Source organism: Vibrio maritimus (assembly GCF_021441885.1).
GTDB lineage: Bacteria > Pseudomonadota > Gammaproteobacteria > Enterobacterales > Vibrionaceae > Vibrio > Vibrio maritimus_B.
The window spans coordinates 72030-86639 of record NZ_CP090439.1 but is presented as its reverse complement, the minus strand read 5'-3'; the positions used below and the strand labels follow the sequence as shown (position 1 = coordinate 86639).

11 protein-coding genes are annotated in these 14610 nt (G+C 45.8%); 8 read left to right on the top strand and 3 right to left on the bottom strand.

From position 1 onward, the window contains the following. Nucleotides 1–37: 37 nt before the first annotated feature. The 3 genes from cqsA to clcA all read right to left on the bottom strand — a co-directional run bounded on the left by cqsA (nt 38) and on the right by clcA (nt 3928). Nucleotides 38–1219 carry an alpha-hydroxyketone-type quorum-sensing autoinducer synthase gene (gene cqsA, locus LY387_RS16980; RefSeq protein WP_042471269.1) on the bottom strand — a complete coding sequence of 394 codons (1182 nt, stop codon included), beginning with the start codon at nt 1217–1219 and terminating at the stop codon, nt 38–40. Nucleotides 1220–1442: 223 nt separating this feature from the next. Further along, nucleotides 1443–2330 (bottom strand): TDT family transporter, encoded by an 888-nt coding sequence (locus tag LY387_RS16975; RefSeq protein WP_234497861.1) that lies wholly within the window; start codon nt 2328–2330, stop codon nt 1443–1445. Nucleotides 2331–2530: 200 nt separating this feature from the next. Further along, complete coding sequence (gene clcA / locus LY387_RS16970; protein ID WP_234496946.1) at nt 2531–3928, bottom strand: H(+)/Cl(-) exchange transporter ClcA; 1398 nt, start codon at nt 3926–3928, stop codon at nt 2531–2533. A gap of 541 nt (nt 3929–4469) precedes the next feature. Between clcA and LY387_RS16965 the strand changes: the two genes are divergently transcribed. The 8 genes from LY387_RS16965 to LY387_RS16930 all read left to right on the top strand — a co-directional run bounded on the left by LY387_RS16965 (nt 4470) and on the right by LY387_RS16930 (nt 14583). After that, nucleotides 4470–5468, top strand: a complete 999-nt coding sequence (locus LY387_RS16965) for a CobW family GTP-binding protein (protein WP_234496945.1) — start codon at nt 4470–4472, stop codon at nt 5466–5468. A 152-nt stretch (nt 5469–5620) separates the two neighbouring features. Beyond that, complete coding sequence (locus LY387_RS16960; protein ID WP_234496944.1) at nt 5621–7897, top strand: multiheme c-type cytochrome; 2277 nt, start codon at nt 5621–5623, stop codon at nt 7895–7897. Between the two features lie 114 nt (nt 7898–8011). Then, entirely contained in the window at nt 8012–9010 is a 999-nt protein-coding gene (locus tag LY387_RS16955) for an AAA family ATPase (protein ID WP_234496943.1), read from the top strand. An 18-nt stretch (nt 9011–9028) separates the two neighbouring features. After that, nucleotides 9029–9988 (top strand): DUF58 domain-containing protein, encoded by a 960-nt coding sequence (locus tag LY387_RS16950; protein WP_234496942.1) that lies wholly within the window; start codon nt 9029–9031, stop codon nt 9986–9988. Continuing rightward, nucleotides 9985–10560 carry a DUF4381 domain-containing protein gene (locus LY387_RS16945; RefSeq protein WP_234496941.1) on the top strand — a complete coding sequence of 192 codons (576 nt, stop codon included), beginning with the start codon at nt 9985–9987 and terminating at the stop codon, nt 10558–10560. The genes LY387_RS16950 and LY387_RS16945 overlap by 4 nt, the downstream gene beginning before the upstream one ends. Beyond that, nucleotides 10557–11618 (top strand): VWA domain-containing protein, encoded by a 1062-nt coding sequence (locus LY387_RS16940; protein ID WP_234496940.1) that lies wholly within the window; start codon nt 10557–10559, stop codon nt 11616–11618. Before LY387_RS16945 ends, LY387_RS16940 begins: the two co-directional genes overlap by 4 nt. Further along, nucleotides 11615–13297, top strand: coding sequence for a vWA domain-containing protein (locus LY387_RS16935; protein ID WP_234496939.1), 1683 nt, complete (start codon nt 11615–11617; stop codon nt 13295–13297). The genes LY387_RS16940 and LY387_RS16935 overlap by 4 nt, the downstream gene beginning before the upstream one ends. After that, on the top strand, nt 13294–14583 hold the full coding sequence (locus tag LY387_RS16930) for a BatD family protein (RefSeq protein ID WP_234496938.1): 1290 nt from the start codon (nt 13294–13296) through the stop codon (nt 14581–14583). Before LY387_RS16935 ends, LY387_RS16930 begins: the two co-directional genes overlap by 4 nt. Nucleotides 14584–14610: the final 27 nt, after the last annotated feature.

Here is a 14610-nt window from a genome sequence, read left to right as displayed (position 1 = left end):
AAGAAAACGCCTACATTGATGTAGGCGTTTTTATATCTTAATAGAAGATAAGGTCGTTGTTCAGCCAAGCTGATCGGCAAACCTCTATGACTTTATCGAGATCCTGCTTAGTGTGCATCGCATTGATGGATAATCTTAGTATGTGCTTATTGTTAGGTGTCGCTGGTGGGGCAAACACTGAGCCAAACACACCGTTTTCCTCAAAGTAGTTTCTTACTTTAATCGTGTTTTCTACATCACCAGTTTCCAAACCTATGATTTGCGATTCACTTTGAATGGCAAAGCCAATGGAACGCAGTTCCTTATTTAGGTATTGAGCGTTCTCGTTGAGTGTTTGTCGTCTCTTCTCAGAGCTTACGATGACGTCGTGTGTTTTGCTTAGTCGAGCGAGTTCGTAAGGCAGCATTGTTGAACTAAAAATTGCCGGAAAAGCGACCATTGGCACGCAATAGTTGGTTTTCTCATTGGCTAAAATAACACCAGCGCGATAGGCATATGTTTTAGCGAGACTCGCGGTAATGTAATCAACATGCTCGGTAAGCCCCAGCTCGGCAACGAGACCAGCCCCTCGTGGACCATGGGTTCCTAGCGAATGAGATTCGTCAACGACCAAGGCACAATCAAACTCGTAGGCAAGCGAAACGAGATCCACCAGTGGAGCAACCGTGCCAACGGTACTGTAAATAGAATCTACAAGAATGATTCCGCTGCCGTTTCTCGATATTTGACGCTTCAGGTGCTTGATATTGTTGTGCATAAACATGTGCACCTTGGCCCCTGCAATGCGTGCCCCTTCCCACAATGAAGCATGGGCAAAGAAATCAACGTAGACGTTTGTATCTTTGTCGCAGATAGCTTGCAGAAGGTTTACATTCGCAGTCCAGCCTGACTGAGCAACTAAGCAGCTTTCGAACCCAACATGACGCGCCAATTTCGATTCGAAGTCACTCTCTTTTTCTTCGCCCAGCAAATAAACACCGGACATGAGTAAGCTTTCTTTGGTTTCGCGTATTCCCTGAATATGAGCTTCTTGAATTTCGTAGTGGTCATGCAGGCAAAGGTAGTCATTTGTTTGCATTACAACATCGTTGCTAGTTGGTCGACCGCCACAAACAACAGGATGATTTTCTGTATTCGAGCTGATCCTGTCCGCAATAAAATGCTCATGCTTTTTAGTAATAAATTCTGGGAGAGACTTTTTAATCTGAGTTAAGTGCATAGCAGTTATTCTCTATGTAATTGAAATCATATGTCGGCCGATGCACTTATTTATTGCCGACAAACGAGCTGCTGTCATTAGTGAATATTTTATTTTTTGGTTCTGTTTGCAAAATGAACTATATTCTATGGGATTATGTTTATTTTGCTTATACCTGTTGGGGGTCTAAGTGATTGAAAAATTTACGCTCCTACCTCATTATTGATATTTGTATCACAAAATATTAGCTACTTCTACCAAGCTCAGGCCAGTACATTTTTACAAATCCTACACTCACCCAAACCACTGCTAACGTGGCCACAGTCAGTTCGAGAAATCCAAAATTATGTAGCCAGTGCCAATGTGGGTGCTCGGCTTCAAAAAACGTGGTAAGTCTATGCATCGCAATAGAACTAATGACTGAGGGAAACGTAATTGCTGCTATTGAAGGCTGGAATTTGAGCTTCAGTAATCGGAAGTAGCACAAATAGATCAGCATAGTCATTGTGATGGCGATACCAGCTAACGCCCCAGTGAGTATAGGATCAGGTTCGGGAAAATTGACTAAGTATGCAGATAATGTGAGGTTGATCGGAGCTGCCATAATGGCCAAAGTGGGTCTTGCCCGTTTTCTTAGCATCCCTTCGAATACCAAACGGTATAGAACAAGCGGCAACATAAAAAAGTAAATAGTAATACAAACTGATGCAATAGTTTCCGAGTAAACGGTGTGCCCAAATTGTGTTCCAGCCAATGAACTACTGATTAGGCCCACTGGATAGAGAAACCAACTAGGCACTATATTCGACATTCGGAAGTTTTTTATTTGGTGGAAGAAAAATAACACAGCCATCGATACATGAAGTGTTAATGCGGCAAACCAGAGGGGATAGGCTACGATTGGTTGAATAACCGCGAGGTAGTCACAGAGAATTAAGAGCGCCATGCTCATTGGCGCCATCAAACTACCTGTTAAGGGATTCTTAATATCCGCCGAGAAGATATGTCTATTCAGTAGGTATTTGATTAATACCGGTAGCAGTAGAATAGCGCCTAATGCCGCTAATATAGGCTGAATCTGTTTACCTATTTCAGGAATATACAGCGCCCAAGCATGCCCTAAGCCGATCATACCAAGCGCCAAGGAGGCTTGAGAAGTCGGTACATTATGAAACTGGGTAAGACGTTTAAGGGGAGCAAAGCTTATTGTCACAGGGGGCTCTCTTGAAATTCCATATCCAATGGCTGCTTATTTTTTAGCAGTCTAGCCGTCTAATTATACATGCTTTTCTAGATCACGTAACCATGAAACATCTTACAGTATGATTAAATTCACTCTTTTCTAGGTAGATCAACTTGCTGGAGTTTTTCGTTTTTAATGGTGCGATGTAGAAGTTGGCTATAGATAGGTTGGCCACCAAGCATCTGGGCGACGATGGTAGCGCCAACCGCTGTGATGATCAAAGGTAATATCAAGTGATAGTTATTGGTCATTTCGATAACCAACAAAATTCCTGTGATTGGCGCACGCACAGTGGCAGCAAATAGCGCTCCCATTCCTGCGATAGCGAACACTCCCGGCTCTATGGGAAGCTCTGGGAAAAGGGTATGTGCGACTAGGCCAAAAGCGTAACCAAAGGAAGTACCAAGCGCCAACATTGGCGCAAATATACCGCCAGGCGCACCCGAGCCAAAACAGATAAGCGTTGTCAGAACCCGTCCGATGAAGAGAAGTATCAAGACTTGAGCACTAAAACTCCCGTTGGTTATTTCGGGGATTAAACCTATGCCCCCGCCAGTAAGTTCTGGTACATACAGTAGCAATAAGCCAAACGTACCGCCAATCATTGAGCCTGTGAAAAGGAAACGCTTTAGGTCGTTTTTATGAATACGAACAAACAAGTCCTGAAATACCGTCACTAGGCGATTAAACACAACCCCAAATCCACCAAACAAGGCCCCAAGTAACAGGAATAGCCATAGTACTTGTAGGTCAGGCGAGTTGTATTGCGGCATGGTAATGACCGCGTGTTGCCCATTGATGGCGCGAAAAACAATGGTTGCCGTCACCGCAGAAATCAACACGGCTTTGATAGAGATAAGGGAGTAGCGAAAATGTGGGCGCATCTCCTCAACAACAAACATAATGCCTGCTAGAGGGGCATTGAACGCAGCGGCAAGACCACCCGCAGCACCAGAGGCCAGAAGGGTATGGCGACTATCATCGTTTTTCACCCGAAATATATCCGTCACCATACGGGCAATATTACCACCCATTTGAACGGTAGGGCCCTCACGTCCCAATACCATGCCTGAGCCGAGGGCTCCAAGACCACCAAAGAACTTTACAGGTAAAACTCGCCACCAACGAACAGGGCGCATATTATCCATCGCGCCTTCGATCTCTGGAATACCTGACCCCGCTGCTTCAGGGGCAAACTTATGGACCAAAAAAAAACCGACGAACGCGAGTAGAGCACTGATAAGAAAAGCAAGTAACCATAGCGGCAAAACGGAGCCTATTTCGTCTTTTAGCCAATCCGTTCGGGTTTCGGTAACGAAATGAACACCCAGCTCAAAAAGAGTTCCAACGAGCCCAGCAAATACGCCGACCACACATGACAGAAGAAGAACTGAAATCGGTGTTTTGTCTCTAGAGAGAAATTGATTGATCGTTTCTTTTGGCACGTGGGCAAGTAACGACTGTTTAATTTTCTCTCTTTTGGTCATTGTAGTAAGAACCTTTTTGGCTTAACTGATGGGTACCTAAGGTAAAATTATACGACTTCACAAAGTTGGCAACAGTGGCAAGAATGAAAAGTAGTATTTCACTATTCGCTGATACACCGAAAATGACTCGACTAATTGAGGTTATGCATAGACCGTGTGCTTTGCTTTCCAATTTCGAACCACCGTTCAACATATGTGATGTCAGGCACACTTCAAAACTTGTAATTTATCGTTTCTGTACCATAGTTAGAGTGTAGGGTTCATATTCGACTTACATGGAGGATTCAAATCCCTACCTACAATTTGGATGTGCAACATACACATACTACTGCCTCGTAATTTATCTCAGCCGATCGATTTGGTTCAGAGATTCGCAAACTCACGATTGAGTCACGAGGGATCAAGGCGCGCGCAAAGTGCGCCTTTTGTCGTCTGCGATAAAGTAAACGCCTGAACACTTCTTGCTCTCCTCTCTATCACTCTAGAATCATTGAATAATTTGCGGTTATACTTTCCTTAAAAGCAAACACAGAGTAAGACTATGACTAATCAAGTCCCAACCAACATAATCACCGGCTTTCTAGGTGTCGGTAAGACCACAACGATACTCAATCTGCTGAAAGACAAACCCGAGAATGAAAACTGGGCAGTTTTGGTCAATGAGTTTGGTGAGGTTGGCATTGACGGCGCAATGATGGCAGATGGTGGCGCCATGATTAAGGAAGTACCAGGTGGCTGCATGTGCTGTACGGCGGGTGTTCCTATGTCTGTTGGCATCAATGCACTATTACGACAAAAGCCAGATCGCCTGATCATCGAGCCAACAGGTTTGGGACATCCTAAGCAGGTTATTAAAACGCTGACGTCAGACCAATATGATAAGTATATTGATTTAAGAGCCACTATTGCGTTGGTTGACCCGCGTAACCTGTCAGACGATCGACATCTAGAGAATAAAAACTTCAATGACCAACTTGCCTCGGCGGAAGTCATTATTGGCAACAAAGTCGATCAGTGCACGGCAGAAGACATTGATGTCTTTAATGATTGGCTGACTGACCAAGAGCCAGCAAAAATCTTCCACAAACTGGTTAAAAATGGTGAGCTTCCCCTTGAAGTACTTGATATAGAAAGACGCGAAGTAGCACAAGAGCCTTCTAAATATGGTCATCATCACGACGATCATGACCATAGCGACCTTGAACCAGTATTTGAGTTGCCACCAGAAAAACCGTATATACGTCGTGAGAACCAGGGACAAGGCTATTTTAGCTGTGGATGGATCATCGGTGAAGAACACAAGTTTGATTTCGACCAGCTATTCTCGCTGTTTAGCGATCTAAATGCTGAGCGCGTGAAGGCGGTGGTCAATACAGACAAGGGCTGCTTTGCATTCAATGTGGCTAACCGCGTGGTTTCCGTCAATCAAATGTCACTGGAGGGGTATGAATCTCGAATTGAGGTTATCGACTCGCAACTGATGCCGTGGCAAGACCTAGAATCGATACTTTTAAAGCTATGCGGCTTGAATGAAGTGTAGCGATATTTGTCAAAGAAAAGAGAGGCAAAGCGCCTCTCTTTTTTTTGTATAAATCTAAGCCAAATCAACTAACTCACCTTGCTCAGTGATGATTCTAGACTATTGTTATTATTGAAATAACAATAACTTGCAACAAAGCAAAGGAATGTCAGATGGGCGCAGTGGTTCGAGTGTTTAGTGTGGTTGTGATACTGCTCACGAGCGTTACGGCACGTGGCGGTGATGGCACGATGTCGACCTCAAACAATTTAAAAGCGAGTTTTGTGGGCAGTGAAGCTTGTGTTGAGTGTCACCAAAAAGAAGTTGAGCAATGGAAAGGCTCAGACCATGAGCGAGCGATGGACCACGCAACAGAGCACAGTGTCCTAGGCGATTTCGATAACGCTGTATTTGAGTTTAAAGGCAAAGACAACCGATTCTTTAAAAAGGACGACCAATTTTGGGTCAATATCCAAGGTCCTGATGGTCAATTTTATGACTACCAAATCCAGTACACCTTCGGTCATTACCCCCTTCAGCAATATATGGTCGAGTTTGATGATGGCCGCGTGCAGCTGATCCCCTTTACTTGGGATTCCAGGGCTAAAGATCAGGGTGGGCAACGTTGGTATCACCTCTATCCAGAAACAACAATCAATGATGAGTTTTATTGGACTAACACTGGTCAAAACTGGAACTTCATGTGTGCCGATTGTCACTCAACGAATCTTGAAAAAAAATACAACAAAGCGATGAATCGCTATGACACAACCTGGTCAGAAATCACCGTAGGTTGTGAAGCGTGCCATGGACCAGGCAGCTTGCATGTAACTCTCTCAAAGCAGGAAAATTCCACCAACTTTTCTCAAGATAATCATTATGGCTTTGATCGCGATTTAAGCAAAGCGGTCTCGGAGTGGGTTTATCAAGAGGGCTATTCGACACTGCAACCAGAGTCCATCAAAGAGACACAACAGGTTAAGGTTTGTGCTCAATGCCACAGTCGCCGTGTTCAGTTGTCAGAGCAGTATGATCACGTTCAAGGGGATCTATTTGATAGGTACTTAATCTCCAATTTAACGCCAGAGCTATATCACTCAGATGGTCAGATCTACGACGAAGTGTATGTTTTTGGCTCATTTGAACAATCAAAGATGGCCCAAAAGGGTGTGACTTGTACCAATTGTCACGATCCCCATTCCGCAAAGCTCAAAATACCAGAAGAAGCTGTTTGTGCTCAGTGCCATGTTGCCTCTGAATACACGCCAGAAAAGCATACATTCCACCAAGCAGGAACAGAGGCTAACAAATGTACAACCTGTCATATGCCAGAGACGACGTACATGGAAGTCGATCCGAGAAGAGATCACAGCTGGCACATACCTAGACCAGATATGAGTAAACACATCGGCACACCGAATGTTTGTACTGCCTGTCATGAGGACAAAGAAGCTGACTGGGCGAGCGAAACCCTGGCTCAGTGGTTCCCTAAATCCAACTACCAAAATACTCAACACTATGGTGTAGCTTTCTATGCAGCGGATATTGGTCACCCAGCGGCTGCAGACGCGCTCTCTTACATTGCGCAAGATGTGAACCAACCATCCATTGTACGAGCGTCAGCGTTGCAACGAATGGCTGGTTTTCAAGGGCAAAACAGTTTGATCGCGTTAGGACGGGCAGTGAAAAACAAGCAACCTATGATTCGAATTGGCGCGATACAAGGCAGCGCGCCATATCCGGCTCTGCAGCGCTGGCAGATTATTTCTCCGCTCCTTGAAGATGAAGTGCTCGCCGTTCGAGCGGAAGCCGCAGGTGCTCTGGCTCAATATTGGCGAGAGTTAAACCCACTCCAAAAAGACCAACTAAATGCCCCTTTGAAAGAGTACATAGAAGTTCAGGAGTACAACTCAGACCGAGGGTTTGGAAGAACCAATCTTGGCAATATCTACGCGGCACAGGGTAAAAGCCAACAAGCAATTGCAGAATACCAAGGGGCCATTGAAATAGAGCCTTATTTTGAAAATAGCTACATCAATCTTGCCGATCTCTACCGAGGACTTGGCGATGAGAAGTTGGCAGACCAAACACTCAAGCTAGGTATGAAAAATCAGCCAAACTCGGCAGCCATTCATTACAGTGCTGCGCTTTCAAAACTAAGACAGGGTGATAAAGCGACCGCCAGCCAGTTACTGGCAAAAGCTACCGAGCTAGAGGCAAGCAATCCTCAATATTGGTTCGTATATGGTTTGTCTATGGAAACTGCCAATTTGAATGTCGCGCTTAACGCCGTAGACAAAGCCTATCAACTGAGCCGAAACCCAGAGCATTTATTCTCGAAGTGCGATTTGATGCTCAAATACAAACACCAAGGCGCACCTGAATGTCTAGGCCAACTGTCCAAAGTTGCACCACCAGAAGTTATACAGCAGCTAAAATCACGCTATTAGGGGCCGTATAGCATTATCACTATAACCAAAAGTTATAGAGTGGCTAGGTAAAATTAAGCGCTACATTGAGGTCCATTCATTTAACGAAGACGAGCAATCAAAAGGTGTGAACCAATGAATCAAGCACAAACAGAACTTAACCGCCTGATTACAGAAGTAGGTAAATCGGTTATCGGTCAACAACATATGGTCACAGCGCTGGTGGTTGGCTTGATTACCAATGGACACATCTTGCTTGAGGGTTTGCCGGGCACGGCGAAAACACGCTCTATAAAATCATTGGCCGATCGCCTGAATACAAGTTTTGGGCGTATTCAGTTCACGCCAGACTTATTACCGTCCGATGTAACTGGTACTGAAATTTACCAAGATATGGATGGTAAGCCTCAGCTTCACTTCCAAGCTGGCCCAATCTTCAACAGCATTGTTCTGGCGGATGAGATCAACCGCGCGCCAGCAAAAGTTCAGGCAGCATTGTTAGAAGCGATGGCCGAAGGAACGGTGACAGTGGGAGGAGACAGTCATAAGTTGCCAGAGCTGTTTATGGTTCTCGCGACACAAAACCCAATCGAACAAGAGGGTACCTATCCGTTACCCGAAGCGCAGATGGACCGCTTCATTATGAAGGTGACGGTGGATTATCCCGAGGACGAGGCAGAACGAGACATCATTCGCTTAGTGCGAAATGAAGAACGTTCAATATCGGTTGCTACGGATTCTGAAACCACCACCTCCAATGACATTATCACTATCTCAACAGACTCGGTTTTTGCCGCAAGACAAGAAATGCCAGAGATTGAAGTATCGGACATCGTCGAGAATTATATCGTCAGCCTCGTGATGGCGACAAGACAGCCACAGCGTTACCCAGAATCATCACTGTCAGATTGGCTTCTTGTAGGCTCTTCACCGCGTGCTTCTATTGCTTTAGATAAATGTAGTCGCGCTTATGCTTGGTTACAGGGTCGAAGCTATGTCGAGCCTGATGACGTTAGAGCGGTAGCGAACATGGTGCTCGGACACCGAATTGCGCTGTCATACAACGCGTTGGCAGAACAAGTGACTCAGCAAGATGTTGTTAACCACCTTCTTGATGTTGTTGCGATAGGCTAAGCCGCCAGAGGTACTACTATGGCTTCTAAAAACGCTAACAACCAAGATTGTCGAATTCATACCTCCTATGAGCGCTTGGTTAAGCTGCAATCACAAGTGCAAGCTTTCTCATTATTACCGCATCTCGTGGCGCAATCTCGCATGTCAGGTAGACACGGCTCGCCGTTTCGCGGCCGTGGGCTTAACTTTGAAGAGCTTCGCCACTACCAGCTCGGTGATGATATTCGAAATCTAGATTGGAAGGTCACGATGCGTACTGGCAAACCGCACGTGCGCACTTATACCGAAGAGAAAGACCGAAACTTTATCATCTGTGTTGACCAGCGGAGTGGCATGTATTTCTCTTCTATCGATACCATGAAATCCGTGGTTGCTTCCGAGATCGCCGCTCTGTCAGCCTGGCGCATTTTGAAAGACAATGACCGAGTTGGTTTTATCATTAGCCAAACAACACAGATTGAATACTTAAAGCCTCAACGCTCGCAAAACCATCTTTTGCATGCCTTAAAACGGCTCAATGAAGCGAATAATGCGCTTGATATCTACAGTGAAGACAGCGAAGCATCTAGCTTGTCAGCCACCATTCGTATGCTTGGCAATCTTGGGCTTAAGAACGCCACTGTCTTGTTCATTAGTGATTGGTCTGGGGCGTCTGAATTCGATCTCGATCGATTGAAGTACCTACAGCAGCATAACGACATCTTAAGCGTAGTCATTTCCGATCCGCTTGAAGCGGCGTTACCAGCAGACGTTCTCGACTCAGCTTCTTTGGTATTTGGAGATGGCAAATATCAGCTAAGCGTGACTGAAAAAACGAAATTAGATAAAGTCAACCTTGGACTCAGGGAGCAATCTCACCAACGTCTTGAGAGACTTGGTCAGCTAATGGCGATGAAGCGACTTCCTGTTATCGAGCTATCAACTGATGGTAAACATATCGATGCGTTCAAGCGTGCTGTGGGAGGGGTGTCTTTATGAGTCAAACAGCGCCTAGTTCCTATATTCTTCGCAATATGTCAGAGGTCCCGAACCCTGATGCTATCTCTTGGGTTCCACAGACCATAGGCTGGCAAGTGCTGGCATTACTCATCGTTCTATTTGCTTTATACAAGTTTGCCGTAGCCTATTGTGACCATCAGATGCAGAGTTATCGAAGAGAAGCGAAACGAGTACTTGAACAACATCAACAGTCCGAGCATCTTTCGATGGTTTGTTATGACGTGCTGAAAAGTGTTCACCACTACCTATATCCAAATCAGCCTCAACAGTTTAATAAGGTTTGGTTGGAGTATTTGAGTCAACAGTCTTTAGATCAAAGCAGCAATCTAGCGACAGAACTCGGAGAAAAGTGGCTACGATCGCTTATCTCTCAATCGGTGGCATTAACGAATGCAGAAACTCAGCAAATATATGGCGCGGTATCGCTTTGGATTGATTCTCATAAAACGCCCTCTTGGCTAAGAGAATACTGGTCGCTTAAAAATACCGCTCAGCGAAAATTGAGTGGTGTTCGACGATCGCTGATTCACTTCAAGGGGGAGTCATCATGAACTGGGAAAGCCTCTCTCTAACTTACCCAATGTGGCTATTGCTCTTACCCTTACCGATTCTGGTTTACCGCTTAGTCCCAGCTTATAAAACCAAACAGAGTGCGATTAAGGTACCGTTTTTTAGAAGCCTCTTGGACATTCTTGGTGAAGAACCCGAGCAGGGTGCGAGTCAGCTGAATCCGTCTTGGTGGCAGCGTGCAATCCTTGTTGCTTCTTGGGTTTTGTTGGTTATCGCGATGACTAAGCCCACCGTGCTTGGCGAGCCACAGACGCGCGAGAAACTCGGACGAGATGTGATGGTCGCTGTCGATCTCTCGGGTTCAATGGCAGAAATGGATTTTCTATCTCCAGATGGTCAAGCGATATCAAGATTGGACGCGGTCAAAGGTGTACTTAAAGACTTTGTCACTACGCGAGATGGTGACCGCCTTGGTTTGATTTTGTTTGGCGATGCCGCTTACTTACAAACGCCATTTACTGCCGATCACGATGTTTGGCTGGCATTGCTCAATCAAACTGAAGTCGCGATGGCAGGACAAAGTACTCACTTAGGAGATGCTATTGGCTTGGCAATCAAGGTGTTTGAACAATCGCAAGGGGAAGCAGATCGCGAGAAAGTGGTCATTGTTCTCACTGACGGGAACGACACCGGGAGCTTTGTTGAACCGAAAGATGCGGCAACTGTTGCCGCTGCGAAACAAGTGAGGATCCACGTGATAGCAATGGGCGATCCAGAAACCGTAGGCGAGCAAGCGTTAGATATGGAAACAATTCAAAACATTGCTAGCTCATCGGGCGGCGAAGCGTTTCAAGCGATGGACCAAGAAGCATTGCACAATGCTTATCAAGCGATTGGGGAGTTGGAGCCAAAGTTATACGAAAGCACGCAATACCGACCTAAACAAACGGTGCATCATTACTTGATTATGATTGTCGTCGTTCTTTATCTTATCGCGTTTACCACCGCTACGATTCGTCGCTCCATGTTTAACTCTGAGCCAGTGGATTTAGCCAGAAAGCAAGATGTTACCTCTATCGAAACGGAGGGTAAATCATGAGCAGTTTAGCGATTGAACAGTTCCTCTCTCAGTTTCACTTTATCCGTCCTTACTGGCTGTTGGCGTTTATCCCACTTGTGGTACTGCTGTTGCTTCGTTGGCGTAGAGAGTCAAAATCTGCATGGAAAACCATCGTCCCAGAGCATTTACAAAAGGCATTGATCATTGGCGAGCAGGGCTGGAAAAGCCAGCTTCCCCTTAAACTACTCAGCGCGATTCTCAGTGTTGCCATAGTTATCTGTGCGGGACCAACCTGGGAGCGCGAACCGTCACCATTTGGAGAAGACCAAGGGGCGCTCGCTATTGTGCTGGATGTCAGTACTTCTATGGAGCAAACGGACTTGCCGCCGTCGCGCTTAGAGCGTGCCAAATACAAGATCCGAGACCTTCTAGAAGCTAGAAAAGGTGGAAAAACGTCACTTATTGTCTTCGGTGGAAGTGCACACACAGCGATGCCTATGACAGAGGACAATCAAGTGTTCTTGCCATTTCTCAATGCGATAACGCCTGAGGTGATTCCGGTACAAGGTAAGAGTGTCCAATCGGCAATTCCTGAGTTGCAATCTCAGTTAAAAGGCTTTCCGTCAGCATCCATTTTGATTGTCTCTGATGGCGTTTCTCAAGAAGGTATTCAGCAGTATCAAGAGGCATTTAAAGATACTAACCAACTGATCATGGTATTGGGTGTGGGCAACGATGCTATCCAAAGTAGTTCAGCGACTGATTGGGGGAGCTTGAAAAAGCTGGCTAACGATACAGATGGTCGTTACTACGCGCTCACAACTGACGACAGTGACATCAACAAAATCGCATCGGATGTCGAACGTCACATGCAAATCACAGGTGAGTCGGCGATGCCGTGGAGAGACATGGGATACTACCTCATCTTTCCTGTGATGATTCTTGCGCTGCTATGGTTTAGAAAAGGTTGGCTAGTTCAGTGGGTGCTATTAGCGTCGTTAATTAGCCCTAATCTGATAATAAGCCAAGCTCAGGCCGAAACTGTTTCTGTGGTGGCAAAAACTGAGCAAACCACGGAACCCAATTCGAATATTGAAAAGTTTTGGGACAGCGCGAAACAGACTTGGATGAATCTATGGCTAACCCCTGAACAGCAGGGGCAGTGGTACTTCAATCAAGGCGAATTCATTAAAGCGGCGAACCATTATCAAGAGCCGATGAATAAAGGTATCGCCTTTTACTATGGGCGTGACTTCGTTTCAGCCCAATCTCAGTTTGTTCAGGTGCAAGGCGATGAACGAGCGATCCTCTATCTTGGCAACACGTTAGCGAGGCAACGTGAGTATCTTGCTGCAAGAAACCTTTATAAAGATCTTATGGAAAAAACCAACGACGAAGATATTGCCAATGTTGCCAAGCAAAACTACCAAGCCATGAGTGAGCTGGTGGATGAAATTAATCGTGTAAGTGAGAGCCAATCAGGTACCACTGATGGACCTGAAGAATCTATGGAGCTGGGGGATAATCCTCGAACCGCTGATGGCGCGGATGAAGAAACAGCGTCACAGTTATTGCTGAAAGAAACGCTCAATGCCAATGAAATATTGGGCAGTCAAGAACTGGCGGATAAATGGCTGAGGAAAGTGGAAGCCGATCCAAAGAACTTTTTGAGGAATAAATTCCAAATCCAGCTTCGTGAACAAGGGAGTCAACAATGAAAACCGTTAACTTCCGACGAGCGATTAATTTCCGACGTAACTCTCTAAAAGCAATAGCTAAATTGGGACTGATTCTTTTCGCCACCCTGATATCATTGTCGATGCCCGCACACGCGGACATGACGATAAACCAACTGCAGCGTGAAGGCGGTGTCGAAATAAAATCTTGGCTTAGTAAAGGTGATAGCGCAGCAGAGCCTGCCGCTATTCGAGAGCAGGTTATTCTCTATATTGAGGTGGCAACGCCAAGGTGGTTTACAGGCGGTACTCGTATCTCTGGATTTGGGATGCCCGATCTGATTGTAAAACAGCGGAATCAACTAGCGACCAACTACACCGAGCGTAAAAATGGGCAGACATGGTCTCGGCAGCGTTGGGAGATAACGCTTTATCCTCAACAAAGTGGTGAATATCGACTACCGAAAGTCCCTGTGCGCGTTCAGGTTTCAGCTCAGGACGGCTCGACCGTCTCCGGCACTCTGTATACCGAACCCATGTCGCTGTTTACCTACCTGCCGGATGCGTCGTTCACTCAAGATGAACCCTGGTTCTCTGCCCAAGATGTCAAAGTTAATGAGTCTTGGAAGGCATCCTCGGAGGATTTAAAAGCGGGCGATAGTCTAGTCAGAACCTTGAACATCGAAGCCGCCGATACTTTATCGATACTTTTGCCACCTTTAGGTGAGCAGAGTGTCGAGGGAGTAAAAGGTTATCCCAAACCAAGTTTATTGAACGATAGCCAGACCCGTGGTGTATACAAATCGAAACGTACCGACGAGGTGACGTATATTCTCACAACAGGCGGTGAAGTGAGGTTCCCTGAGCAGGAGATTCGCTGGTGGGATGTGGAGTCGCAATCGGTCAAATCTGTCACTTTAGCTGCGAAAAAAGTACAGGTTGCTCACACTTGGCGTTCGCTGATCAATACGTATAAAACTGAACTCGTTATACTTTTTGTAGTTATGCTCGCAATAGTAACAGCGTTCAAGCTAATGTACCGCTTCTACAAAACGCACCCAACACCACAGTGGTGGCAACTGGCGAAAGCGCTAAGACGCAGAGAGTGGACGTTAGTGAGGGCTTTGATCTATAAAAAAGGTCGTGAAGTTAGCGGAGAAGTTGAACTCAAAAAGATCCATGACGAACCTTCATGGCAGCAAGCGAGTCACAGCATACAAAACGAAACACCAGACGCCGCGTTAAGTCGCAGAATGTGGAAAAGACTTAAGCCAAAAAGGCGCAGCGAACGTTCATCTGTACTCAAGGGTTTAGATAAGTGGCAGTAGAGCACTTGAGCCTAGCTGGTGAAAACA